General features: G+C 46.3%; 26 protein-coding genes. 17 read left to right on the top strand and 9 right to left on the bottom strand.

The genetic code is table 11. The features are described from left to right. Window positions 1-21 precede the first annotated feature (21 nt). The 13 genes from KK078_RS20160 to KK078_RS20100 all read left to right on the top strand — a co-directional run bounded on the left by KK078_RS20160 (window position 22) and on the right by KK078_RS20100 (window position 9,722). Window positions 22-1,857, top strand: a complete 1,836-nt coding sequence (locus KK078_RS20160) for a hypothetical protein (protein ID WP_254092117.1) — start codon at window positions 22-24, stop codon at window positions 1,855-1,857. Between the two features lie 12 nt (window positions 1,858-1,869). After that, complete coding sequence (locus KK078_RS20155; protein ID WP_254092116.1) at window positions 1,870-2,442, top strand: hypothetical protein; 573 nt, start codon at window positions 1,870-1,872, stop codon at window positions 2,440-2,442. Between the two features lie 56 nt (window positions 2,443-2,498). Next, window positions 2,499-3,227: a hypothetical protein gene (locus tag KK078_RS20150; RefSeq protein ID WP_254092115.1), complete on the top strand. Its 729-nt coding sequence runs from the start codon at window positions 2,499-2,501 to the stop codon at window positions 3,225-3,227. Between the two features lie 3 nt (window positions 3,228-3,230). Then, window positions 3,231-3,608, top strand: a complete 378-nt coding sequence (locus KK078_RS20145; protein WP_254092114.1) for a hypothetical protein — start codon at window positions 3,231-3,233, stop codon at window positions 3,606-3,608. Between the two features lie 144 nt (window positions 3,609-3,752). Further along, complete coding sequence (locus KK078_RS20140; protein ID WP_254092113.1) at window positions 3,753-4,109, top strand: hypothetical protein; 357 nt, start codon at window positions 3,753-3,755, stop codon at window positions 4,107-4,109. Beyond that, window positions 4,106-4,417, top strand: a complete 312-nt coding sequence (locus KK078_RS20135; protein ID WP_254092112.1) for a hypothetical protein — start codon at window positions 4,106-4,108, stop codon at window positions 4,415-4,417. The genes KK078_RS20140 and KK078_RS20135 overlap by 4 nt, the downstream gene beginning before the upstream one ends. Window position 4,418: 1 nt before the next feature. After that, window positions 4,419-5,222, top strand: a complete 804-nt coding sequence (locus tag KK078_RS20130) for a hypothetical protein (protein WP_254092111.1) — start codon at window positions 4,419-4,421, stop codon at window positions 5,220-5,222. Then, window positions 5,219-5,401, top strand: a complete 183-nt coding sequence (locus KK078_RS20125) for a hypothetical protein (RefSeq protein ID WP_254092110.1) — start codon at window positions 5,219-5,221, stop codon at window positions 5,399-5,401. Before KK078_RS20130 ends, KK078_RS20125 begins: the two co-directional genes overlap by 4 nt. Before the next feature lie 3 nt (window positions 5,402-5,404). Next, entirely contained in the window at window positions 5,405-5,803 is a 399-nt protein-coding gene (locus KK078_RS20120) for an annexin (RefSeq protein ID WP_254092109.1), read from the top strand. A 50-nt stretch (window positions 5,804-5,853) separates the two neighbouring features. Continuing rightward, on the top strand, window positions 5,854-6,753 hold the full coding sequence (locus KK078_RS20115; protein WP_254092108.1) for a hypothetical protein: 900 nt from the start codon (window positions 5,854-5,856) through the stop codon (window positions 6,751-6,753). Between the two features lie 26 nt (window positions 6,754-6,779). After that, complete coding sequence (locus tag KK078_RS20110) at window positions 6,780-7,304, top strand: glycoside hydrolase family 108 protein (RefSeq protein ID WP_254092107.1); 525 nt, start codon at window positions 6,780-6,782, stop codon at window positions 7,302-7,304. Next, a complete protein-coding gene (locus KK078_RS20105; RefSeq protein WP_254092106.1) occupies window positions 7,304-7,969 on the top strand; it encodes a hypothetical protein in 666 nt (221 codons plus the stop codon). The genes KK078_RS20110 and KK078_RS20105 overlap by 1 nt, the downstream gene beginning before the upstream one ends. A gap of 1 nt (window position 7,970) precedes the next feature. Then, window positions 7,971-9,722 (top strand): hypothetical protein, encoded by a 1,752-nt coding sequence (locus KK078_RS20100; RefSeq protein ID WP_254092105.1) that lies wholly within the window; start codon window positions 7,971-7,973, stop codon window positions 9,720-9,722. Window positions 9,723-9,744: 22 nt separating this feature from the next. Here KK078_RS20100 and KK078_RS20095 read toward each other — a convergent pair whose 3' ends face one another. After that, on the bottom strand, window positions 9,745-10,887 hold the full coding sequence (locus tag KK078_RS20095) for an SOS response-associated peptidase (protein ID WP_254092104.1): 1,143 nt from the start codon (window positions 10,885-10,887) through the stop codon (window positions 9,745-9,747). Between the two features lie 246 nt (window positions 10,888-11,133). Here KK078_RS20095 and KK078_RS20090 point away from each other — a divergent pair, with 246 nt between their 5' ends. Together KK078_RS20090 and KK078_RS20085 are read left to right on the top strand one after the other, a co-directional pair. Continuing rightward, the gene (locus tag KK078_RS20090; RefSeq protein ID WP_254092103.1) at window positions 11,134-11,553 is read left to right on the top strand and encodes a hypothetical protein; all 420 of its coding nucleotides are present in this window, start codon (window positions 11,134-11,136) and stop codon (window positions 11,551-11,553) included. Between the two features lie 61 nt (window positions 11,554-11,614). After that, window positions 11,615-14,851, top strand: a complete 3,237-nt coding sequence (locus KK078_RS20085) for an error-prone DNA polymerase (RefSeq protein WP_254092102.1) — start codon at window positions 11,615-11,617, stop codon at window positions 14,849-14,851. 385 nt (window positions 14,852-15,236) lie between these two features. Here KK078_RS20085 and KK078_RS20080 read toward each other — a convergent pair whose 3' ends face one another. From KK078_RS20080 to KK078_RS20060, 5 genes are all read right to left on the bottom strand, one after another. After that, window positions 15,237-16,217 carry an AAA family ATPase gene (locus KK078_RS20080; protein ID WP_254092101.1) on the bottom strand — a complete coding sequence of 327 codons (981 nt, stop codon included), beginning with the start codon at window positions 16,215-16,217 and terminating at the stop codon, window positions 15,237-15,239. 123 nt (window positions 16,218-16,340) lie between these two features. Then, window positions 16,341-16,580 carry a hypothetical protein gene (locus KK078_RS20075; RefSeq protein WP_254092100.1) on the bottom strand — a complete coding sequence of 80 codons (240 nt, stop codon included), beginning with the start codon at window positions 16,578-16,580 and terminating at the stop codon, window positions 16,341-16,343. A 121-nt stretch (window positions 16,581-16,701) separates the two neighbouring features. Then, window positions 16,702-17,007 carry a hypothetical protein gene (locus tag KK078_RS20070; protein ID WP_254092099.1) on the bottom strand — a complete coding sequence of 102 codons (306 nt, stop codon included), beginning with the start codon at window positions 17,005-17,007 and terminating at the stop codon, window positions 16,702-16,704. A gap of 52 nt (window positions 17,008-17,059) precedes the next feature. Beyond that, window positions 17,060-17,386, bottom strand: a complete 327-nt coding sequence (locus KK078_RS20065) for a hypothetical protein (protein WP_254092098.1) — start codon at window positions 17,384-17,386, stop codon at window positions 17,060-17,062. Window positions 17,387-17,402: 16 nt separating this feature from the next. Next, a complete protein-coding gene (locus KK078_RS20060; protein ID WP_254092097.1) occupies window positions 17,403-17,879 on the bottom strand; it encodes a helix-turn-helix domain-containing protein in 477 nt (158 codons plus the stop codon). Window positions 17,880-18,611: 732 nt separating this feature from the next. Between KK078_RS20060 and KK078_RS20055 the strand changes: the two genes are divergently transcribed. Further along, window positions 18,612-18,932: a helix-turn-helix domain-containing protein gene (locus KK078_RS20055; protein ID WP_254092096.1), complete on the top strand. Its 321-nt coding sequence runs from the start codon at window positions 18,612-18,614 to the stop codon at window positions 18,930-18,932. A 178-nt stretch (window positions 18,933-19,110) separates the two neighbouring features. Next, window positions 19,111-19,887 (top strand): hypothetical protein, encoded by a 777-nt coding sequence (locus KK078_RS20050; RefSeq protein ID WP_254092095.1) that lies wholly within the window; start codon window positions 19,111-19,113, stop codon window positions 19,885-19,887. Window positions 19,888-19,931: 44 nt separating this feature from the next. Here KK078_RS20050 and KK078_RS20045 read toward each other — a convergent pair whose 3' ends face one another. The 3 genes from KK078_RS20045 to KK078_RS20035 form a co-directional block, all read right to left on the bottom strand. Next, window positions 19,932-20,387: a hypothetical protein gene (locus tag KK078_RS20045; RefSeq protein ID WP_254092094.1), complete on the bottom strand. Its 456-nt coding sequence runs from the start codon at window positions 20,385-20,387 to the stop codon at window positions 19,932-19,934. 168 nt (window positions 20,388-20,555) lie between these two features. Beyond that, window positions 20,556-21,380 (bottom strand): restriction endonuclease, encoded by an 825-nt coding sequence (locus KK078_RS20040; protein WP_254092093.1) that lies wholly within the window; start codon window positions 21,378-21,380, stop codon window positions 20,556-20,558. 427 nt (window positions 21,381-21,807) lie between these two features. Then, window positions 21,808-22,446 (bottom strand): hypothetical protein, encoded by a 639-nt coding sequence (locus KK078_RS20035; RefSeq protein ID WP_254092092.1) that lies wholly within the window; start codon window positions 22,444-22,446, stop codon window positions 21,808-21,810. Between the last annotated feature and the right edge of the window lie 27 nt (window positions 22,447-22,473).

Here is a 22,473-nt window from a genome sequence, read left to right as displayed (position 1 = left end):
GGTAGACAAAGTGCCGATGACATGGTAGCGGAAGGAATGAGGAAGATTGAACCAGGCGACGAGTATGATGGGCTGTTCCCTAAACCGAGCTGGCAGGAACACACGGTTAAGCAAGTGGGCAGCGTAGAGGACACGATGAAGTTGATCATCGAAACAGTCCCCTTAGACGCATGGCAGACGGAGAAAATCGCGCCGCTCCTCAAGGGAGATGACCTATACTCAACTTGTCGCAACATCTGGAACTTTGTTTACCAACACATACAATATAAAAGGGATAAGGATGGAGTAGAACAAGTGCGCAGTCCGCGACTTACATGGGCAGAGCGGAAGAAGGGTGTCGATTGTGACTGCTATACGAAGTTCATTTGCTCCATCCTCTTTAACCTTCGAATCCCGCATCTCGCCAGGATAACGAAATATCACAAGCGCACGCCTGAGATACCGACATGGCAACATGTTTACCCGATTGTTCCAATAGACGGCGATTTGCGTCGCGTCTATGACCGGAGTACCTACATCGTGTTGGACTGTGTAAAAGACGCATTTGATGATGAACAACCGTACTACCAGAAAAAAGATTATGAAATGAAACTGGATTATTTAGATGGCTTCGAGGAGAACGACGAAGAGGAAGTGGCGTATGAGTTCGAAGACCCAGATCTCGAGTACGAGACGGTTGAAGCTCAGGAAATGGCAGCATTGTATGGTGACCTGGGCTTCCTAAAGAAGCTCGCGAAAAAGGTAGGATCAGCAGTAAAGAAAACTGTTAAAAAAGTTGGGACTACAGTGAAGACCGCCGCTAAGAAAGTCGGCACTGCCGTAAAGTCCGCCGCGAAGGAAGTTGGTGACAAAATTGGCGATGGTATCCGCGTAATAAACAGATTCGTCAATCCGGTAACAATCCTTTTGCGTAATGGCTTTTTGTTAATCATGAAGCTTAACATGTTCAATATCGCAGGCAAACTGCGGTATGCCTACCTCACGGACGCGCAAGCGCAGGCAATGAACATGAACCTAGACACGCTGAAAAGACTACGCACGGTAAAAGACCGGGCAGAGACTGTCTACTGGCAGGCGGGTGGAAAGAAGGAGAATCTAAAGAAAGCTATTCTTAAGGGCAAAGGAAATAAGGATAAGAAGGTGCAACTAAGCGGGCTATTCGGCATCGATGATGTGTACATGGACATGGATGAGTACAACATTATCCACGCCGATCCGGATAACCTTAGCGGTCTGGGCGAAGTTGCCAGCGGTACCGCCATTGCAGCAGCGACCAGCGCCGCAGCAGCAATCGCCGCGGCTTTAAAACAAATCAAGGGGCTATTTAATAAAGGTGGTGCAGACGAAGCTGCATTCCAGAGCGAAACCGATAACGCAGGCACGGCTACCGATGTGGCCATCCCTGAGGATGAAGACGCGATAACCGAGATGGACTATTATGCACCAACTACAACGCTTGCACCAACTACTGCAGCGACTAATGTTAGCACTCTTGTACCTGTTCAGCCAGCAATACCAAGTGCCGCTGTCGCTCGACGCATTGAAGATACTGGCTCTTCAGTTCCAGCAACTACTTCCGCTTCGAGTGCTCCGGCTGCAACGGGCAATGAGAGCACAAAGGGCTTTTTGTCGAAAGCGACTACATGGGTTAAGGAAAATCCTGGAAAGACACTCGTGATAGTCGGCGCAGCCGCGAGCCTATTGATGGGTGCAAGATTTCTGGTGAAAGAAAGTTCAAACGGTAACCCAAAAGAAAGAAGGAGCAATGGAATGAACGGATTACCTAACGGGGCAAAAAGACGCAAAAAGAAGAAGAGAAAGGGCAATCATAGAAACATTAAAAGTATCACATTTTAAATATCGATCACGATGGGAAGGAGACGAAGAAGAAATCGAAAACACGGCAGCTTAGGTTTGGCTGGTATAGCGAAAGCGGCCGCCAATACTTATGGCACGACCGCCAAAGAGAGCGCGCTCGTTCTTTTGGCAGCCATAGGTGCAGCCGGCGTGGGTGCAATGATAGGAAAGCACTCATTGATAATTGGTGTTCCGGTCGCAATCATTGGAATTCACAAACAGAATCAATACCTCATGGCTGCAGGTTTAGGAGTTGCATTAAGCAATGGATTCCAAAAAGCGGGTGGTACAGTGGACGGGGTAGGTATCGATGGCTTCGATATGAGACAGATCGCCACCGATGCAAAAGACCGCGTCACCACGTTCTTTAAAAACTTCTCGGAAAAGCTATACGTGCCGCAAGGGGATTCTGAGAAACCGGCTATTAACGGATTAGGCAATGACGAAGTGACATATTTTGTAAATCCCTATGGTACGCAAGAACTCGATATGAGTGAGATCGATCGTGTCCAGGAGCAGATTGCAGCGATGAGTCAGCAGGGCCGCTCAGACGTTTCCGGATACGAAATCGAGCGGGAATTCTAAAAAAAAGCAAGAATACAAAAGTAGGAAAGCACTTTAACAATCAAACAATTATAACCATGCTAGGAGCATTAGGACAACTCGTCGAAAGCGAGTACGAAAATCCCGCAGAACTGATGGGGTTAAATGGAGAAATGGATGTGGAGTTGATGGGTTTCTTAAACAGCCTAAACCCTGTAGCCCGAGCCAAGGCAATGAGCAAGCTCGTTAAAAAGCCTATCCCTTCAAAAGGGAGCCGAGCTGAATTTGAAAAATTTTTCTCGGAACTGCCTAAGCACATCAAAGAGCAATTATTGAACGGTAAGTTGCGCCTGGCCGATCACCTTGTGTATTCAATCAAGCCGGTTAACGGCGCGAAGACCATCAAAATGTTTGAAAGCCAAGATGTGAAAGAGGTAAGCTTACGCAATATCTCGAACGGCAAGCTCCCCAAGAACATGGCGTTGCTCGTCAGTGGAATTTATCTGCTAACCGGGGAGGCGGTGTCACTGGGCGTAGATGATATTAAGACGACGAAGTTCCAAACCATTGAAGGCTTAGGTGCTCTTGCAAACGGCGAATTCAAGTTAAAGGCGAACAAGAAGCAATTAGTAAGTGACACGTCGAACAGGAAGTTTGTCACTACTGATTTCAGCATTGTTCCCCGTGGCTACTACAAGCTGGCCAACCCTCGCTTGATTCACGATGACATCGACATCGAGTTCGAAGTAGAGCTTGGCACAGTGACAGGGCTGACTGCCAACACGGTATTGTATGTTGGTCTTGAGGGGACAGCCACGATTCCGTAGTATATGGCACTGATAGTTGATAAGGTTTACAGCTTTTTGGTGGATGGCGCAGCGACGTCATACACCAAAAAGTTCGACCTAGACAAAAATGTAAGGCTGGTTCACGGCATCCTGTTGTCGTCAGACTTACCGAATATGCTCTTTTATCGCGGTTCACAACGTATCGAGATCAATGGTGATGAACTATTCCCCGAGGACTATGAGAGTAAGCTTCTGATGTCGGGCATTTCTGTGCCGCCAAACGAGAAGTTTCGAAAGCTAGGCAATGGTGTTGTATCAGGAAATGGAGAAGTGAAGATATTGTACAAGGATACAGACAATCCCAATGCAGCCTTTACCCTGTACCGTGTGATTGTCGTGCTACAATGCGAAATGAAATAACGACATGGTGGTAACGCGAGTAAAATATAAATACACGCTGGTGAAATTGGAGCTTGACAAGCTGGAGCGTTACAAACCGGTCGAAATCAGATTACCGGCAAACGTGAAGCGAGTAATGGGCCTGTTAGTAACAGCGACGAGAAAATGAGAATAGGAACGGTAACATTTCAGGCGAACGACAGCAGAGACGTATTCTATGTTGCCGACGTATACGACGCCGACACGCCACACTCGGACGAATCGCTAATCCGTATCGAAGATAGTCATTTTAGCGCCGCACCCTATGTGACAGGAGAGGTTCCAAAGTTTGCGGCAGTGGATATAGAGGGAGATAACGCTCTGATTACCGCATGGTTCAAAGGAGAGATCTTCAGCGGTCCGCTTGTCGTGAGAATTTACGTCCAGTATGAAGAGACAGAGGAGCTTCTGGAAGTTGAGGTTGAAGAAACAGACAATGACGGCAGAGCTGACCCCCTGGACCCGATAGAGATACACCTATGAGCGAGTCATTCATTCTCGGCTATGTGCCGCAGCGAATAAAACAGCTCGGGTTTAACCGGTATCACTTGCGTTATCGTGATTTGGTGATCCGGGAGAATGAGAGAATATGGCTCGCGGCCTATAACGAATTGTTCTTCCTGGTGGACGACCCGCCGGGTATCGTGGTGGAGTCGGACTACGGCATTTACGACTCAACGGATGATGAACTTCCCGAGAACGTACATCAGCATCGTGGCGAAATTGTAATAAGCAACCCTGGACAAGGCACGCGAAGGGTAAAAGTGATTCAAATTATTATCGTGAACTAACATGGGATTTGTGAAGAAGGAGTCATACGACCCCATCAAGGTGGAGAAAAGGCAGGAGTACCTCCGCCTGTATGCGGAGAAGGGAAGGCCGATCGAGTACGAAATTGTCGTCGACGGATTCAAAGCTGTTAGGAGGACAAGCGACCCGGAAGAATTTATGGACTTTAATCGATTCGTGGACGGAGACACTAAAGCGATCGAGATCTTATTCTTTACGGGGAGCAGCAACAATAACGACCGGTACATTTTCACACTAACAGACAATACAAAAGAGGGGCTTTCCGGGATAGACATTGACGCGAAGATCGCCGAGCAGGTCGATCGACAAAAACGAGACTGGCAGCATGCCACGCTAGAGCGTGAATTCAATGAATTAAAAAGCGAATATGCGGAGCTGGAGAAAGAACTGGAAAAACTGGAGATCGAGCATAAGGCATTGAAGGAACAACAGTCGCCGTTGAAGGGATTGCTCGGGGAGATCGGTTCCACTTTCGTGGAAAGCTTTATTCGGAGGAATCCATCAATAATAAAGAGCATGCCAGGCGGTGAAGCTCTCGCCGGTTTAATCAATGTACCCGCGCAGAATCCCGAGTCCGCTACGGAAGGATCCGTAAGCTTTCACGCCAAGGGCGACAGTCATGAACTCACGGAAGATGAACAGGCCGCCGTATCGTTTGTCGAACAATTAAAGGCTCAGTTTCTGAAGGAGGAGTTCGATCGGGTAATTCTCATTCTTCAGGCGCTTGCCGAGGACAAAAGAAAAATCGACGTCGTGATAAATACCGTCGCAATTAACAGGCCATGAACAAATATAAATATGAAGTAACCATACAAGCGGCCACGGCTAACGAGGCCGAGGAGAAGTTGCGCGCAGCAAGTGCCCTGATGGAGCGCCTGCAGGTACGGGAGATTAAGAAGCTCGCGGATGTGGTACAGAACGATCCTGTTAAGACGGCATTGGCCAAGCGGGCCTTAGGACTGTAAGAAATGGAAATGACGACCAGACAACTGAACAGCTTAAAAAACGTAGCCGTAGGCACACTACTAGCGACGGGCACCGCTACGGGTCTGTTCCTTGTCGGCCGTCATTTTTACAGAAGAATTGTGTCAAGCACCGCACAGAAGCACAGCCTCGATGAGGGAGACCCGGCGACGCTTGCAAAGCAACTAAAGATGGCATTCGAAAATGACAATTACTTTGGTTGGGGATCTAATGAGGCTGCGATCTTTCAGGTATTCAATCAGCTTCCTTCTAAGACAATGTATGCTCGTGTTCAAAAGGAATATATGAATTTGTACAACCGGAATCTGAATGCTGATTTGGAAGATGAATTGAGCAGCGACGAATACAATCAGTTGATTACAATTCTGGCCGGCAAAAAATGATAGAAATGAAGAGGGGCAGGAAAAGAAGGGACCGGAAATCAGGTTCCAAAATGAAAGGTATCAGCACATCGAGGGTGTTTGTGGCTGCACTAGCTGTTATTGCAGTCGGTGGCGCTGGATATTTACTCTATAGCCGATTGCGACGGAACCCGACGTTGCTCAGGAGTGATAACGACAGTTCACCGATTATCATCAACAACAATATGCCGGCGTCGACGTCAATCGCAAAGGCATCAACTTCAACGAACCGTAACGACGCTTTCCCATTGAAACGCGGCAGTCGGGGCGCGCGCGTTACTCAACTGCAGCAAGCTATCGCGAATAAAATTGGCGTTTCAGTCATGAACGCTAACGGTGGAATTGACGGCCAGTTCGGCCAGGGGACGGCTAACGCATTGAAGATTGCAGGCTATGGCGAAGTGATTGATGAAACGACGTTTAAAATGATTGTCGCAGCGTCTGCATTGTCAGTATCCTCGATCGGCGAAGCTTCAACACAAGCGCGAATACTTTACAATGCTGCGCGAGCTAAGAATCTCGAAGCAGTTATAAGTGCATTGCGTGGTATGCATTCGACAACCGATTACTCGGCTGTTAACTCGTACTACAAGCTAATAGATATTGTTGGCAAGACGATCGTAACCGACCTTTTGGATTACGCATTTCAAGGAAACGAGGAAGCCCGCAATACACTAAAGACGGAATTTTTGCGGATAGGCTTAAAGGTAAATGATTCGGGTGTATGGAGCCTTCAAGGTTTTGCTTTATACCGTGACGTAGTTACGATGCGGCCGACGTTTGTGATTGATACCCAAGATAACAGAATACCTGTCCAGGCAAACGCAGTGCTGGGCGACGAGCTGCGGGTTGAAAACGGGATGACGTGGGTGCGAAGCATTGATAACAGCATCTTTCGGGTGCCTACCCAGGACATAAAATATACGAGGTGAAATTCAATAACTAAACAATAACAACTATGGCGAGATTTGAGGGGTTGGCCGACAAGCTTGTGCAGCTTGAAGGTGGATATGTGAACCACCCTGCCGACAAGGGTGGGCCAACGAAGTACGGCGTAATATTGGCCGTATGGAAAGAACATGGGCACGACAAGGACAGCGATGGTGACATCGACGCCGAGGACATCAAACTGTTGGAAAAGGAAGACGCATATTTTGTCGCCAAAACAGTTTTCTGGGACTACTTCAAAGGTGATCTAATACAAAACCAATCGATTGCAAATATCATCGTTGATTGGGGCTACAACTCCGGCCGGTCCACTGCCGCCAAGCAGGTGCAGCGTCTCCTGAAGATCGACGATGATGGAGTTGTCGGACCACTGACGTTGCGGGCGATAAATGGCTGTGACCAAGAGGTGTTCTTTAAGAAACTGAAAGTGGCTCGCCGACTCTTCTACGATAACATTGTGGCACGGAAGCCTAGCCAGGCAGTTTTCTACGGTGGCTGGATTAACCGGATCAACAAATTTCAATTTACGCCGTAATGCTCTCGCGAATAAAAGCCATTTTGAGGGACTATGACTACGACCTATTCACGCGGCCCTACGAGGTGAACATCGTAGGGTTGCGTGGTCGCAGCACTGAATCAAACCAATTCGATGATGAAATACACGTGTTTTATACGAAGAGCGACGGTAAATGGAACTATCATGTATTTCCTGCAACGACCGACCCCGGAACTTATTGGCTAAACAACCCGGCCTACCCGCAAGGAACGGCAATCCTTCCGCAAGGACAATATCGGGAAGCTTATGCCATTGGAAAGCACAGAAGCACATACACGGCCCTTGTCCAGGTGCTACCGCTGACGGTGATCCGCGATTATAACCGCGACTCAATCCTCGACTTGTTCAACGGAGAAAAGCAAACCGGCCTATTTGGCATTAACATTCACCGAGCGGAGCAATCGGGCACTACGGCGGTGATTGGACGGTATTCCGCCGGGTGCCAGGTGTTCCAAAATGCCCAGGACTTCGAATCCTTTATAGCCCTGTGCCGTCGGCATGAGGCGCTCTACGGCAATCGCTTCACGTATACGTTAATCGATTTCCGGGCCATGACCAAGGTTACGTTTAAGCGGATCATGGCAGGGGTGACCATTGCAGCCGGTGCCCTCCTCGGATGGATTCTCAAACAACAATACCTCTAATATGGCACCGACACCGCCTTTTCGCTCTGTGGTCGAGGAGCTGCTTTTTGCAATCCTGCAAAAGCTTCCGGACGCACAGTATCTGACGCGGCAGGATATAGACTCGCTGGCTAAGTTGAATGTCCTTCTGCTCGATGCGGATCTTGCGCCGGCGGGAGAAACACAGGCCGCTATAGAGTCGATCAAAGGAAATGTGCCAGCAATTGCTGACACTTTGGAAAAAATGTACGGCATCATCCAGGGGCTTACGTTTTTGAAAACCGAAGACATCGACACTCTCGCTGAGCTAAATTCAGTCCTGACAGATGCAGACCTTTTGCGCGGTGGAGACATCAAGTTTCCGAATGTGCTGTTTGTCTCACCGGATGGTGATAATAACCACGGATTGAAAGGTGACATTTCAAGGCCGTTCGCCCCAGACGGCATAGCGTCGCGTGCAGGTGCCGGTGACAAAGTGATGTTCCTGCCGGGTGATTACACAGTGAATACAAATCTGGCTGTGAATGGTGTCGAGTATGGGACGCTTGGCGGTGGTGTTCAGATTTCGGTATCACAAGCTGGTGCTATATTATTCGATTACACGGCAATAGCGAACTCAAACTTACCGGTGAAGATTGCTGGTGAATTCGATTTCAAAATAGATGCCAACACAGCAGGCATTTTTAAATTCAACAAACCTGGTCAAAGTGCAAGACAATATTCCATTCGCTGGAGAACGGCGTTACAGTTGAAAGGCACATTCCTTACGATGCCTTTGTTACTCACCATAGGCACGTTCGAAGGCTGCGTCGAGATCGCGCCAAGTGCCGACCAGCCGTGCATTGTTTGTGACGGAAACGGAAGCACGGGGAATGGTGTGGTCAAACTGGCGATTAATAACAACTCGACAACGACTAGTGCAATCTCTCCTTGCTTCAATGGCTTCTCCTTCGATGTCAACTACAATGCGACCGCACATGGCTTGTTTAAAGAACCGGTAACTAACAATTCTACATTTGTTAATTCATACAAACTGAAAATCGCCCAGCCAGCGGGTGCCACCACGTATATCACATCAGGCAATTATGAGCTGTCCTTAGTTGGGGGCACCGTAGTAGTTGTGCTTGGGTCGAAAGTTGTTTTAAGCGGTTTTCTTAGAACCTGTACGTTTAATGCTGGCCCTTCAACGGATACTTTTGCGCAGTGTGTTGCTAATACTGTCGCCATATTGAATGCTCAGGTAACTCTATTGGTGCTGGATGGCGTTTGGCGAAACTGTACCTACAATAGAACGAGTTCAAACCCGGTGGTGTTGAAGGGAGACTTTTTCAATTTCACTTTTCTTGGCAGTCCGAGCTTGATGACAATAACCGGAAGGGTTGAACTCACCGAAGGAAATTATATATTCGGAGAGGGAGGACAGTACTTTGATCTACAAGGTACTTTGATCGGGAATGCGCCTACTTTGTTCATTTTTGGGTTTAACTACAAAGTGCTGATTTCTGGAAGGCTGAAAAATCTAAAATCTGACGGCAAGCTGTTTGAGACCAACCACAACAATCAGGTATACACGCTCATTCTTACCGGTGCTGTACTTGAGGCGGGTGCGTCAGCGCCACACGCCATAAATATATTTATTGAAGACACGATCAATATAACTCTATACGGTAAGAGTTTCATCAATAAGCCGGTTCTTGGCCCCGGGACGGTGAACTACATTGTAGGCCCTGCATCCGACTTAGTAATCAGCGGCGACGTGCGTGTATACCCATGATAAGCAGTAGTGTCTCAGTACATCATGCTGCTAAAGACAACTCAGCTATAATGGGCTGCCGCGCCGCAAGCTCCAAATGCTGTATATCTATTTGATTCGCATTCGCTGTCGATCGCGCTACCGCCTCTCTGAATACTTCCAGCGCCTGCTTATGATTACCGGCCTGTAAAAAATAGATTGCCTGTTCTATCGCTGGATTATAATTCATTGGGTACCGAACGTGAGGCACATTACGGTGGGCGTCGTTGCTGCTCAGCAGCTTAGTGATCGTATACGCTCGCATATCGGGGTCCAGATACGGTTGACACATCTGCAGTGACTCCCTTGGCGACAACGTCTTATCCAACCATTTGGACCATTGTTCTTGCGGAATAAATACAGGCATCCGCTTTTTTGTATTGTGGACATATTCCAGGATCGCGTTGGCCTTTGTGGTGAGTAGCACGTAGGAATAATAGAACTCATTGGTCAGCGGGTTTCGCCAACGACTATACAACCCAGCCATCATGCGCGGCTTCTGATCGCGAAAGGTCACATAGTATGGAATTTTAATTTTCGCGTCTTCATCGCCTACCTCTTCATCGAGCGTCCGCCATTCGTAAAATCCGCTAACCGGAATCAGGTATCGTTGTCCCTTTTCAAAGGTGTGTCGAAAATCGTCGCTCATGGGCACCCACTCTGACTTGGCATTAAGTCGCTCCTTTTCATCAAGCCAAGCATTTTTATCTGGTACTTCTGTAGGGACGAGGCCCCAATGAAACATCTTATAGTTTTCTGGGTCGCCCGCCGTAAGCACGGGAGTTGCAAACAAATCAAAGCCATTTTCATAGTAGGCGGATATGCCGCTTGGCTGAAAACGCTCAATATCTCGTAAATAACGCTTCATCAACGTTACATCTTGCTGGGTGTATACCGCAGGACGACCAGCCTTCTTTGAGTAGCTAAGCAACTGATTGTAGAGCTGATTGGGCTGCATAAGCGAAAGCTGGGCAAGCTGCGGATCCCTATCCATGAGCACCGACAATTTTTCTCGAATCGGTTGAACGTGATTTTGAATTGATTGAAACGATGCCTCGAATTCCTTCACAAGATGATCCAGGTTTCTATTACCGTAGTAAAAGGCCAAGTCATCATAGCTTGCTGTCAGCGATTTAAAAAAGCACATACGATTAATTTTTTAAATTCGACACTCCGACTATCAACCCTATCTCTGCTCAAATTTCGTCCTTTTTTTTATGTGCCCATCCGGTCGACCACTCGTACAGACACTTCCCCAATTTTCTATCGCCGGTGGCATTCGCATCCCCAAAATTTCCCGACTAAACAAAGGTATAAGAAAAAACTAAAAATATTAGTTGGTTATTCTAATTTAATTAGTTGCGTGTTTTACTTTTGATCCAAAGATTTCAACATGGAGGCAAGGATGGGTAACGCCACTGGCGCACAGGATGTGCGGCGTGGTACAGAGTCGGAAGACATACGCAGGATTAAAGCAACACTCCTTGAGGAGCGCAAATCTCTTGTGGACAGCCTAAAAAGTGACCTCCCTGCCTATCTTAATTACAAGTTCGAGGTCGTGGCATCAGAAACACAACTTGACCAGATTCGCGGGGCACTTTCCAACTTCGAAGGGTCAGTCATTCAGGAAAGTCTCTATGAGCCGGCGTTGAAAGATGGATTGTTTGGCTACAACTGGTTTTTTGATCAAATCAATCAACTTATACGTCAAGTCCTTTATCCGGCACACATCGAGCATGGTGTCAACAGTGGCACCACTAAAGACGGCATCGACACTACCGATCTGACTGCGCGTCAAAAGCCGCAACGGTGATAGAGCGACGGATAGTTTGATACATTATTATCGAGATCATTGCAGAAGGTGAGAGAGGCGTATGAAACCAGATCGCTATTGTGAGCTACAGGTGACTACTAACTTCAGCTTTTTGCGTGGGGCGTCCCATCCCGAGGAAGTCGTCCAGCAAGCCGCCATGTTAGGATATTCAGCCATTGCTATGACTGACCGCAATACGTTAGCTGGCATTGTCCGTGGTCATGCGGCTGCAAAGAAAGTCGGGATAAAATTTATTCCGGGATGCAGACTTGACCTGCAAGATGGTCCAAGCCTCTTGGCATTCCCGACGGATATGCACGCCTACAGCCGCCTGTCAGCATTGCTCTCCCTCGGCAATTTGCGAACCGAAAAAGGTAAGTGCCATTTATATAAGTCAGATGTGTATGCACACGCCGGGGGAATAAAATTTATCATCGTCCCGCCTTCTGCCACAGTAAATGAAAATTTACAATTAGAAGACGCATTTAAAGCGGCCGTCCATGAATATCGTGCGCATCTCGGCACGCACGTTTATCTTTCAGCGATACGTGCTTACAACGGTCATGATGCCAAATTTTTGAGTCGCATCTTTGAGCTCGCTGCGTCAACAAACACACCAGTAGTCGCCACTAATGACGTCCATTACCACACGCGCGAACGCCGTGAACTTCAAGACATAATGACATGCGTTCGCGAAAAGTGCACTATTTATACCGCAGGCTATCTACTCTATCCAAACATGGAGCGGCATCTTAAACCGGTAGACGAAATGGTCAGGTTATTCCTACGTTATCCATCTGCGATTTGGCGTGCGCAGGAGGTTGCCGACTCATGCAAGTTTTCACTTGACGAATTAAAATATCGATACCCGAAGGAGATCAATACCAGTGGTCGCACACCGATCGAACAGCTCCGCTACCTAACCTGGGAAGGGGCAAAAAAGATGTTTGGCGAAAACGTTCCTGAAAAGATCAAAACTAACATCGCCCATGAAATGGCTTTCATCGAAGAAATGAATTATGCTGAATACTTCCTAACCGTCGATGACATTGTTCGTTTTGCGCGCTCGAAAGGCATCCTCTGTCAAGGTCGCGGATCTGCTGCAAATTCTACCGTCTGTTATTGCCTTGGTATCACCTCGGTAAACCCGGTTAAGTTCGATTTACTTTTTGAACGGTTCATTTCTTCTGCACGAAACGAGCCGCCCGACATCGACGTCGACTTCGAGCACGAGCGGCGCGAGGAAGTCATGCAATACATCTACAACAAGTATGGCAGGGATCGTGCAGGCATAGTCGCCACCGTCACCCAGCTTCACCAGCGCGGTGCGATACGCGACGTAGGCAAGGCTATGGGACTGTCCGTTGACACAATCGAACGGCTGTCTAAGCTCATTTGGGGTTACAGCAATGAGTGGTTTGACGCGAAAAGAATCAAAGATGCCGGTCTCAACCCCAACGACTTCGTGTTGGGGAAAACGCTAGAGCTGACGGCGCAGTTTATGGGTTTTCCTCGGCAGCTCGGCCAGCACACTGGTGGCTTTGTGATCACCGAAGGAAAGCTGACTGACTTATGCCCGATTCTTAATGCCCGCATGAAGGATCGAACAAACATCGAGTGGAACAAAGACGACATTGATGCACTGGGCTTTTTAAAGATTGACGTTTTGGCGCTCGGAATGCTCACCTGCATTCGAAAGGCCTTTGATTTGACGAAGAGACACTACGGGCGCGACTTGACACTGGCAAACGTTCCGCAGGATGATCCGGCCGTGTATGAAATGATCAGCCGCGCCGACACGATCGGCGTCTTCCAGATTGAAAGCCGCGCGCAGCAGTCAATGCTTCCGCGCCTGCGCCCTAAGGAGTTTTACGACCTGGTAATTGAAGTTGCTATCGTCCGGCCCGGTCCAATACAGGGCGATATGGTCCATCCGTACCTACGACGGCGGAACGGCGAGGAGCCTATCGAGTATCCGTCAGAAGAGCTGCGCGGCATCCTTGGCCGCACGCTTGGCGTTCCGCTGTTTCAGGAACAGGCCATGAAAATCGCTATCGTGGCGGCAGGTTTTACTCCGGCCGAAGCCGATCAGCTGCGCCGCAGCATGGCAACCTTTAAAGTACACGGCCTCGTCAAGCATTTCGAAGACAAGCTAATCAATGGCATGACCGCCAAAGGCTATACTAAGGAATATGCACAGCGCGTGTTTAAGCAACTGGAAGGCTTTGGTTCATATGGCTTTCCCGAAAGCCACGCTGCCTCGTTCGCGCTGCTTGTATACGTATCTGCTTGGATCAAATGTCACTTACCGGATGTATTTGCGACAGCCTTGCTCAACAGCATGCCAATGGGCTTCTACCAGCCAGCCGAAATCGTCATCGACGCCCGGCAGCACGGTGTTGAAGTCCGCCCGGTAGATGTGAACTACTCGGCATGGGACAATGTGATGGAAGAGAGGGGCGAAAAGTATTACGCCGTGCGACTTGGGTTCAGGCAAGTGACGGGCATGCGGCAGGATGATGCTGAAACGCTCATAAAGGCCCGTAAAACGCTTTTCACAAGCACGGACGAACTTCGTGCCGCCGGCCTGTCTGTAGCCTGTCTGGAGCGCCTGGCGGATGCCGACGCCTTCAATTCAATGGGCATGGATCGGCGCCAGGCGCTCTGGGCACTCACCGTAAAAGGTGAAGTAAAGCCGCTTCTGCATGGGCATCTATCCTTTGAGGATAAGGAGGACGCCACGGTCACGCTTCCGCCGATGACGCTGTCCGAACACGTTGTCCACGATTACGCTGCGACGGCCCTTTCATTAAAGGCTCACCCGTTAAGTTTTATTCGTAAAGATTTAGACATGCTGCACATTACGCCCGCGTCAGCTTTACCAACCTTGAACAACGGCCACAAAGTGAAAGTCGCTGGTCTTGTGCTTGTTCGGCAGCGTCCGGGCACCGCGAGCGGCGTCTGCTTTATCACGATACAAGATGAAACCGGCATCGCCAATTTGGTCGTATGGCAGAACCTGTTTGATAAACACAGAAAAGAAATTCTGCAATCGCGCGTGCTTATGGTAGAAGGCACTCTTCAACGGGAGGGCGAGGTAATCCACGTGATTGCCAAAAAGTGCAGGAATGTCACTCCATTGCTCGGGAAGCTAATGCCGAAAAACGTGGCACAGGCCCATTCTGGCCCCTTGTCAGAGGCTGATGAGAGTTCGTCGGTGAAAGACGTTAAACCAGGTAGTGCGGGCAATCAAATAGTACAAGGGAAGATATTCCCTGAGGGCAGGAACTTTCGATAGATCGGTTCATCCGTTAAATGCTAATTATCAGTATTTTAGTTTCATATGTAAGCTACCGTATGCCAAAGCAGCCTTACGAATCACATTTTCAAGAAATGTCTGCCGAAATTATGGCAAACTGGCGACTTTGTGGCATACAGGCTGTCTTGTACCAGGACATTAATGGAGACAAGGTATTGACACCGTTGAAGTTGTATATACCCGATCAACAATACGATAGAGGATGGGCTGTGCCCATCATGTCACGTGAAATTGTAGATGCTGCGAGCGGTGTGGATGGAATGGTGTTTTTCGTGGACCATAGTCAGATTATAGTATGATGCAGAACACGAACGAACGCAGCGTGAAATATGCTAGTCAATGGCCGCCTTTGCAAGACGAAGGATCACTTGCGGTCTGGAACAAAGTATTCGCTATTGGTAAATGCGTCCACCCCATAGCTGTAAATCGATCGTAGATCTTCTTCTGTTAGGCGCCTTACATTGGTGCCCTCCTCAGTTCTGTATGCCATGAACACCGCAATGTTTTTCCAGTCCTCCTGTAAGAAGTCATCAAGGATAAAAGGACTATGTGTTGAAAAAAAATATTGATTTTCACTGTCCATCATTTCTGCAGCCAGCGGGGAGAGAAAGTTTGGAAACATGCCTGCATCAATGTTGTCAAATAATATGATCTGGTTTCGGTTAGACATGATCGCCGCGAAATAGAAAATCATTCGTTGTAGCGTTGAGCCAATTGACCGATACGGCATTTTAGTAATTCCGCCCGAGTTTAAAGGCAAACACGGAACCACAGTACCAACGGGATCGGTTGCTAGTACGACCCGCGACTCCTCTAGTAGCCGTGTGAGGCGCGTGCATAAGTCAGTATTTAGGCGAACAACGGAAAACAGGTTTTCGCCAAATGGAAGGGATAACTCACTGTTATCGTCAAGCAGGTATGTTGCGTCAAGGTTATATTGGTATCGCTTAATCCCTAATGCAGTCAGATGCCGCGTCTCCATGCGTTCTTGTGAACGCTCATCAAGAATGTAAGTCAATTTTTTATTGGGCACAAAGGACAAGTCGATCGTTAAAGCTCGATCGGCATGGCACTGAAATTCACATTGGCCTTTGTTTGTAACTACGCTCCCCGGATTGTTCTTATCGAAGCAATAAAACAAATCGTCGATTTTCGACGCTCTAAGAAGCTCGAGAGTGCTGCATTGTAATCCGGGGATTGAGAGCAAAGTCAATGCGTCAATAAGGTTCGTTTTACCTGTGTCAGGCCGGCCAATAATAATGTTGAACTTGCGCAGGTCAGTCAGCTTACAATCTCTGATAGAGCGAAAGTTCTTAATGTGCACGAATTCAAAAAAGTGTGCCATATAAAATTTTAGGCTGATTCCTAAATCTGGTGTTGTATAAGATCTTCGCTTCGTCTACGAGCAACATCAGAAATGCTTCTAATGTCAAATTGTGGATTGTATGGGGGTAACGGTCATACCTTATCATTTCGCGCGTATGTATTCCTGTCTTTTTTTACCGTTTAGAAGTTCAGTAAGTAGTGCGTTTTTGTCACGTTCCACTTGCAGGAGTGCTTCGTAAAGCTTTCTATTCTCTGCTACCAAGTGATCTATTTTCTCGAAAACTTCGATTAGCTTATCAATGGGATTAAAACTTGGTTGATTTTGTTGGCTCGGATTGCTTGTGTTGTCGTAGTTGTTCTGAATATTGTACACTGTTTTCATATTGTTGATAGCTAATTGGAATCGTGATCGAACGCGAAACTTTCATAACTTCTGTAGCTTCGTCTCTAGGGAATAGAATAATTCATCGATTTTTGATACTCTAAGAAGATGGATAATGTTGCTATTTTTCGGGCATTGTAATCGGGCGATTGAGAGCAACGTCAACGCGTCGATAAGGCATCTTCGTTTCGTTGACGAGCAGAGCCAGGAATGCTTCCAATGTCAATTTATGGATCACAAGTAGCTTGACGATCGTACGCATTGTCAAGTTGTGCCTTCCAGTTTCCACCCTCCAGTATTGCGCTCGTGGAAACTCATGATCGAATGCAAAGCTTTCGTAGCTAGTATAACCTTTTTCTTTTCGGAGCTTCATAAACACGCCGCCTACGGCTTCGGCGAATTGTTCGAATAAAGTGGTTTCAGTCATAGTGAGTTGTTGAAAGTGATAATCACGAACAGACGTTTGCGGCGAGCGGGTATTAAGAATCTACATCCTTTGTAGAATCGTCACCGTCCATGTTGGGAAGACTATAAATATTTTCATACCCTTTCATTGCCCACAGAGAATATTCAATTTGATCTATCAGACCAATAAACTTGAGGCATGTCACAGCGGCCTCGCCCATTTTAGGAATCGTTTCTTCATGGAGGTCTTCAAGGACGGTCTCTAGCATAAGCGTTATCAGAGTTGATCGGTAAAACCCTGGCGTGGTTTCTTTAAACATTTCCTCTAGATAGGACTTAACATGTTCGTTTACTAGTTCTCTAGCTGTTCGTTCTTTTTTGGATTTGGTTGATCTTTTCATATCTGATATTTTAGCTCTACATAGGCATTGAATCTGTTTGTCTATTACCTTCACGATTGGTCGCGACGGGGTCGTCGGGTGAACGATAAAATAGATGGGTACTGTCGCGGATCACTGCAGTAGTGTCATTGAGGCATTCGTATAATGTCCTAAGGTGCTGGATGACCGTCGCGATTATCTGTTCCTCACGTATAACAGGCGGTCTTGCTTCTTCTGTCTGCAAAAGCTTTCGTAGCTTGCTTTTTGAACCTGTGCGCAAAAGATCTTCTGATATGCCTAATATTGTGGCGATCTTTTGGAGGTCTATATGGTTGATTCGGGCTTTGCCTTCTATTATCGACACTCTCTTTTGAGACCAACCTATGCCAAGGGCCGCGGCTAAAGCTTCCTGCTTCCATCCGAGCAATTCGCGAATGCGCTTTATATTTCTTCCGTGATGAATTTCATCATCGTCCTTCTCTCGTGTATCTAGTCTCCAGGGTTGCATGCTCATAGTCCGGTAATGTGGATGTGCATTTTGCTTCGAGCTCGTTTCATGAGCGATCTAGGTATTTATGAGTTAGTCATGTACGAAGTTGTCCACGGAGAAGAAATTGTCTGATAATGTGGCCGCGACACACGTTCTTACAATGGAGCATGCGCTGGTGCGTTTTAGAAAGCAAGTGCTGACGTGGCCTGCGATTGTTTGGAATGTCTGTTGGAATACTTCTTGGCATGTTCTTCATAGCTTGATCGATGATGAAGAGCCATTAGAGTGTGGATTGCGCACAAAAAAAGTAGGGCGGGCGCACAATACCACACTTAGCGACGCTGGTCTTGGAAAACCACCGCCCGAAGGCGGTCTGACGCTATGATGCAATAAGTGAACCCAGCCCTACCGTTTGCAAATATAATGGTAGAGACTGGGTATCCACTTTTGCCTCGCGTCAAATTTCCAAGTTCGCGTCACGAGACTCTTTGTGAATACCTTTGTCTAACTATACTTATGTATAATATTTAAGCTTTTCTTCTGTCGTCGTTTATTTCGAATGTTTAGAGCGACTAGTTCCCTGTAATAAAGTTAAAAGTTCGTACACGGGCTTTAGCTCATTTTTCAAAGTGGCATCACCGTCCTGTACATTAACCCGACGAAGCAGTGCAAGCACGGCTTGGGAATATCTGAGACGCTCCTGTTGGCCCCGTATTACTACCGATTCTACGTCTTCTTGCTCCATGCGTCAAAAATATGGTGATAAATGTACTTAATTTTTTGACACATAAAAGAAAGTGGACCGTATTTCTCAACATTTATTTAAAAATTGGATATGATTATGGAAAATTGAATGACACAATGACGAAACTTGGCGAATTCCTGGAAAAGAAAGCGGTAGTTAAAGCGGAAATTGCCAGACGAACGGGGATTACGAAGAATCGCATGACCGACATCACTGTTGACCCAAACGTCGCTTTACGTGCCGACGAGGTTTGGTTGATCGCACGAGCGATCGACGTTGAGCCGGCCGACCTCCTAGAACACGTTTGTGGGCATTTAAAGCTGCAGGCATAGTTGGCATTATTGATCCGTGAAAGCGATGCTGCTGGAGCACAACGATTGACATGCTTTTACATTTCTAGGCGAAAGGAATAGATTTGTTCGCGTTAATCTGTCTGCGCAAATAGGCTGCGCGGTTGGGCAATTTCTTTGTATAGTAATCGACCTTGTAATCGCTAACAAGCTTAGGTAAATGGAAGTGACGACTACTATGAAATATAATATACTTGTAAAAACGGCCACAAATGCTTTTAATATCTTTGGAATAGAGGAGAACCAACTTTCAAAGTTGGTGAATGCTTATAAAGACGGCGATCCAGAGATCACTTTTTCTGGAAAAAAATATTCCTTGGTGGGCCTCTCTGAAATCAAGATATTTACTTTTGTAGGTAACGATCTGCAGGCGTCGGTCAATCACTATATGGGAAATGTGGTCCAAAGAAGGAAAAGGGGGGGGCAATATTACCTGCCGTCAGGTACACTGGAGAAAATGGGTGATCATGTTACAAAGGATATTATAGGAGACCATGTTTTTGGTGAAAATATTAACAAGACATTACCAGTTGGTGAATCTTACGTGAGCCTCGAGCGCATTAAGGAAATGAAGGCCATCGTAACACCTGATGCCGATCTGCGACGGCTTGTTAGGCTGTGCGAAGAGTTGAACGATAATTATGGCCGCGGCAACTTCTTGTCTGTGGCTATTATTGGCCGTGCTCTCATTGATCATGTCCCGCCCTTATTCAAGTTCGGTTCATTTGATCAATTGACGGCTAATTATGGCGGCGCCAAAGACGGGAAGAGTTTTAAGAAACACATGAAGCATTTGAATGAATCGTTACGAAGTATTGCTGATGGTTATCTCCATGTAACAGTCCGCAGTAAAGAGGCGCTTCCAACGAGGCAGCAGGTGGAGTTTCGGTCCGATATAGACGCTTTACTCATGGAGATTGTTCGCACCCTAAGTTGATCACGCATCTCGTCTTCACGGCCGGTGCTGCTTAATAATTAGCATCAGCTCCAACCATCGTTTCTACTTGTCCAATTAAAAAGAACCATAACCTGTTCAACTTCAAGAATACTTTTATGCAGAAACCTCAAGTCCTTGCTGTAATGCTTTTTCGGTTTTAGACCTCCCAAAAGAGTTTCTTTAATCATTTCGTTGGCTAAAAGTTCATGAGCAACGTAATTTCTTTTCTCAACTAAACTCTTAAGTAATTTCACGAAATCCGTTCGCAACTGATTTTTCTCAAGTTCGGCTGTTGTCCAGCCCAAGGTTTTCTTTTCAATTTGTTCTACTTTATAACCGTACCTTGCGATCAATAAATTCTTTAGTCCAATCTCCAGCAACTGGGCAGTTCCCATAAACATTGCAAACTGCCCAAGGTAGTTTAGTTTTTTATATTTCTTCAATCTTTTCGAGACTTTGCGCTCAATGTCCCTTTGCTTCAATACTGTCTTTTTCGGCATACTTGAAACTGTCTTAGTTGCTATATTTTATTAATTTGTAATAAGAATTAGCTAGTTTGTTTGCTTTGGTGTCGCGATGGAATTTGAGGGAAGCAGATGCCAGTGCGCGGTGGTGATTAGTTTCTCGGCGCGGCATTGTGCATAAATGCTTTGTAGCTTGAGGGGTGGTTATCTTGGTCGGTTTTTTGGTTTACTTTGTTGTATCGCACCCATCTTTGAAATAGTGAACGATTTTTCATCGAACAAGGAGTTCATTATCAACCACACTTCGTCAACAATGTCCCATTTCAAGTCGATGTCCTTTATTGTCAGTTTCCCTTTTAGTGTGAACCCTCTTATTTTTATTGACTTTTTAGCCCCTTTAGTAAAAAGTTCAGCACCTTTCAGTTCATAATACTTTTCTACAACGTTATCAGGAGCCTCTTTATGTAGCTCCATTTTAAAGGTCGTCAAATAGTTCTCAAAAGGTATTTCTTCTCCCTCTTTAACTCTAACTATTATTTGTCGTGTATCTGTATGTTCGGGCCTTAGATTTTCCCCGACGTTATCAATCATTATTCCGAGTATTTCTGGTCGTCTCAATTCGGTCTTGATGTTTAGCATACCCAAGTTGAACTCCTCCCGGTCGCGATTTTCCAACTCCCTTAGCTCAACAAGGCCTATATTTTTATACTTAGCAAATGAGATTCCGTCCGTTGTAAACCCTTTTTTGGAAACGATTACCCCTTTATTGATTCCAGCGTCCTCAATTATTTCGGCCACTTTCATCACAATGTCTTTGTTGATGGAGTCTTCCCAGAACTTGCATTCAATTGCCGTTCTATAAGTATGAATTCCATCTGAGTGACTTGTCAGCACATCTATTTGGTGGTAAACCCCTGATTTCCCCTTCACTTTACAGCTACTTCCATGTCCCTCGATCTTCACTCCCGTAGCTTTGCCAAGGGTTTCATAGATGTATTTAGTAACTTGTTCATAGCCTCTCCAATCCATAGTTGTCAATCATTTCAATGTTCGTTTGTGTCGAGCCTAATTTGCCTGAGGAGCTTGCATACAACGTTTGCGTTGAAGGTTCTGGCTTTACAGAGCAGAAACAAATATCAGAAGGCAAGCCATTATAGCTTTTGTTAGCGGTTGTGTCAACTTTGTCCAAAGTGTTTACAAGTGGATGTTCTAGGATTTGTACATAGGCACGTCAATTTCTTCACGCATGGTATTTTTCTTTGTATGATTCTTAGTCTTAATGAGGATTTGCAAAAGCCTTTATGTACTCATCTGTAAAATCCCGCGGTCTCTTACATCAACTGCCTTCATATTCGCGTGATGCACCCGCGCTTTATCGCGGCTTTCCGTCAATCCAAATTATTAAATAATCATCAAAATCTGCCGACATGATGCTTTGTTTCTGGTTGTACCTTCACTACTCTTTTTTCATATTTTTGTCATCTTGGGATTTGTTCAACATTGTACCTGAATATCTACCCAAAGTCGCGTTTATTCGTTTTAAGGTTAAGTTAATGCTGTCAAGTTGAATCTGTTGGTTGGTGAAGGCATCAACGTCCTTCAACTCTTTTGTCTCTGTGGATTTATATTGCAGATACTGAGTACGCAAAGTAGCCATACTTGTCAATGCAATGATTATGGTCAAAGTTGTCATCCAAAAGTTTGTCGCAAGGGTAGAGTTACGAATCGCTCGTCCATTCACAAGGTCAGCTGCGTAGTCTAGTCCTTTGTCAGGTGTTAAGTGAGCCTCTACATAAATATTTGAAAATGTCTGGTCAATCCCATTTACTGTTTTACCTAAATCATTCTTGTACTTTTCGATATTCAACCAATGATACGAGTAAACGCCATCTTGGTTCGTTGTCTTTACATCTGCTTTCCAGGTTATAAGCCCTCTGTTCTCTAAGTCCAGAAGCATTGTCTTGATATGCGTTGTATTGACTAAAGTGTCTTTGGCTTTCAGCTTTCGCTTAATAAAATTTTCCAAAGATGTCCCAGCTGTTATGTCATACTTGTCATAAAGCTCATCTAACAAGTCATAGTACCAGTTTTTCATTTAGTCGATTTAAATTTTGTCAACCAC

Source organism: Dawidia soli, from assembly GCF_018598185.1.
In the GTDB taxonomy this organism is placed as follows: Bacteria; Bacteroidota; Bacteroidia; order Cytophagales; family Cyclobacteriaceae; genus Ohtaekwangia; species Ohtaekwangia soli.
Note: the sequence above shows the minus strand (reverse complement) of the source record. Positions and strands in the feature narration are given on the sequence as shown.

What these genes read in the sequence shown, in the direction of transcription:
- KK078_RS20160 (WP_254092117.1), top strand. Translation starts at nt 22, where the DNA reads ATGGTAGCGGAAGGAATGAGGAAGATTGAACCAGGCGACGAGTATGAT.
- KK078_RS20155 (WP_254092116.1), top strand. Translation starts at nt 1,870, where the DNA reads ATGGGAAGGAGACGAAGAAGAAATCGAAAACACGGCAGCTTAGGTTTG.
- KK078_RS20150 (WP_254092115.1), top strand. Translation starts at nt 2,499, where the DNA reads ATGCTAGGAGCATTAGGACAACTCGTCGAAAGCGAGTACGAAAATCCC.
- KK078_RS20145 (WP_254092114.1), top strand. Translation starts at nt 3,231, where the DNA reads ATGGCACTGATAGTTGATAAGGTTTACAGCTTTTTGGTGGATGGCGCA.
- KK078_RS20140 (WP_254092113.1), top strand. Translation starts at nt 3,753, where the DNA reads ATGAGAATAGGAACGGTAACATTTCAGGCGAACGACAGCAGAGACGTA.
- KK078_RS20135 (WP_254092112.1), top strand. Translation starts at nt 4,106, where the DNA reads ATGAGCGAGTCATTCATTCTCGGCTATGTGCCGCAGCGAATAAAACAG.
- KK078_RS20130 (WP_254092111.1), top strand. Translation starts at nt 4,419, where the DNA reads ATGGGATTTGTGAAGAAGGAGTCATACGACCCCATCAAGGTGGAGAAA.
- KK078_RS20125 (WP_254092110.1), top strand. Translation starts at nt 5,219, where the DNA reads ATGAACAAATATAAATATGAAGTAACCATACAAGCGGCCACGGCTAAC.
- KK078_RS20120 (WP_254092109.1), top strand. Translation starts at nt 5,405, where the DNA reads ATGGAAATGACGACCAGACAACTGAACAGCTTAAAAAACGTAGCCGTA.
- KK078_RS20115 (WP_254092108.1), top strand. Translation starts at nt 5,854, where the DNA reads ATGAAAGGTATCAGCACATCGAGGGTGTTTGTGGCTGCACTAGCTGTT.
- KK078_RS20110 (WP_254092107.1), top strand. Translation starts at nt 6,780, where the DNA reads ATGGCGAGATTTGAGGGGTTGGCCGACAAGCTTGTGCAGCTTGAAGGT.
- KK078_RS20105 (WP_254092106.1), top strand. Translation starts at nt 7,304, where the DNA reads ATGCTCTCGCGAATAAAAGCCATTTTGAGGGACTATGACTACGACCTA.
- KK078_RS20100 (WP_254092105.1), top strand. Translation starts at nt 7,971, where the DNA reads ATGGCACCGACACCGCCTTTTCGCTCTGTGGTCGAGGAGCTGCTTTTT.
- KK078_RS20095 (WP_254092104.1), bottom strand. Translation starts at nt 10,887, where the DNA reads ATGTGCTTTTTTAAATCGCTGACAGCAAGCTATGATGACTTGGCCTTT.
- KK078_RS20090 (WP_254092103.1), top strand. Translation starts at nt 11,134, where the DNA reads ATGGAGGCAAGGATGGGTAACGCCACTGGCGCACAGGATGTGCGGCGT.
- KK078_RS20085 (WP_254092102.1), top strand. Translation starts at nt 11,615, where the DNA reads ATGAAACCAGATCGCTATTGTGAGCTACAGGTGACTACTAACTTCAGC.
- KK078_RS20080 (WP_254092101.1), bottom strand. Translation starts at nt 16,217, where the DNA reads ATGGCACACTTTTTTGAATTCGTGCACATTAAGAACTTTCGCTCTATC.
- KK078_RS20075 (WP_254092100.1), bottom strand. Translation starts at nt 16,580, where the DNA reads ATGAAAACAGTGTACAATATTCAGAACAACTACGACAACACAAGCAAT.
- KK078_RS20070 (WP_254092099.1), bottom strand. Translation starts at nt 17,007, where the DNA reads ATGACTGAAACCACTTTATTCGAACAATTCGCCGAAGCCGTAGGCGGC.
- KK078_RS20065 (WP_254092098.1), bottom strand. Translation starts at nt 17,386, where the DNA reads ATGAAAAGATCAACCAAATCCAAAAAAGAACGAACAGCTAGAGAACTA.
- KK078_RS20060 (WP_254092097.1), bottom strand. Translation starts at nt 17,879, where the DNA reads ATGAGCATGCAACCCTGGAGACTAGATACACGAGAGAAGGACGATGAT.
- KK078_RS20055 (WP_254092096.1), top strand. Translation starts at nt 18,612, where the DNA reads ATGGTGATAAATGTACTTAATTTTTTGACACATAAAAGAAAGTGGACC.
- KK078_RS20050 (WP_254092095.1), top strand. Translation starts at nt 19,111, where the DNA reads ATGGAAGTGACGACTACTATGAAATATAATATACTTGTAAAAACGGCC.
- KK078_RS20045 (WP_254092094.1), bottom strand. Translation starts at nt 20,387, where the DNA reads ATGCCGAAAAAGACAGTATTGAAGCAAAGGGACATTGAGCGCAAAGTC.
- KK078_RS20040 (WP_254092093.1), bottom strand. Translation starts at nt 21,380, where the DNA reads ATGGATTGGAGAGGCTATGAACAAGTTACTAAATACATCTATGAAACC.
- KK078_RS20035 (WP_254092092.1), bottom strand. Translation starts at nt 22,446, where the DNA reads ATGAAAAACTGGTACTATGACTTGTTAGATGAGCTTTATGACAAGTAT.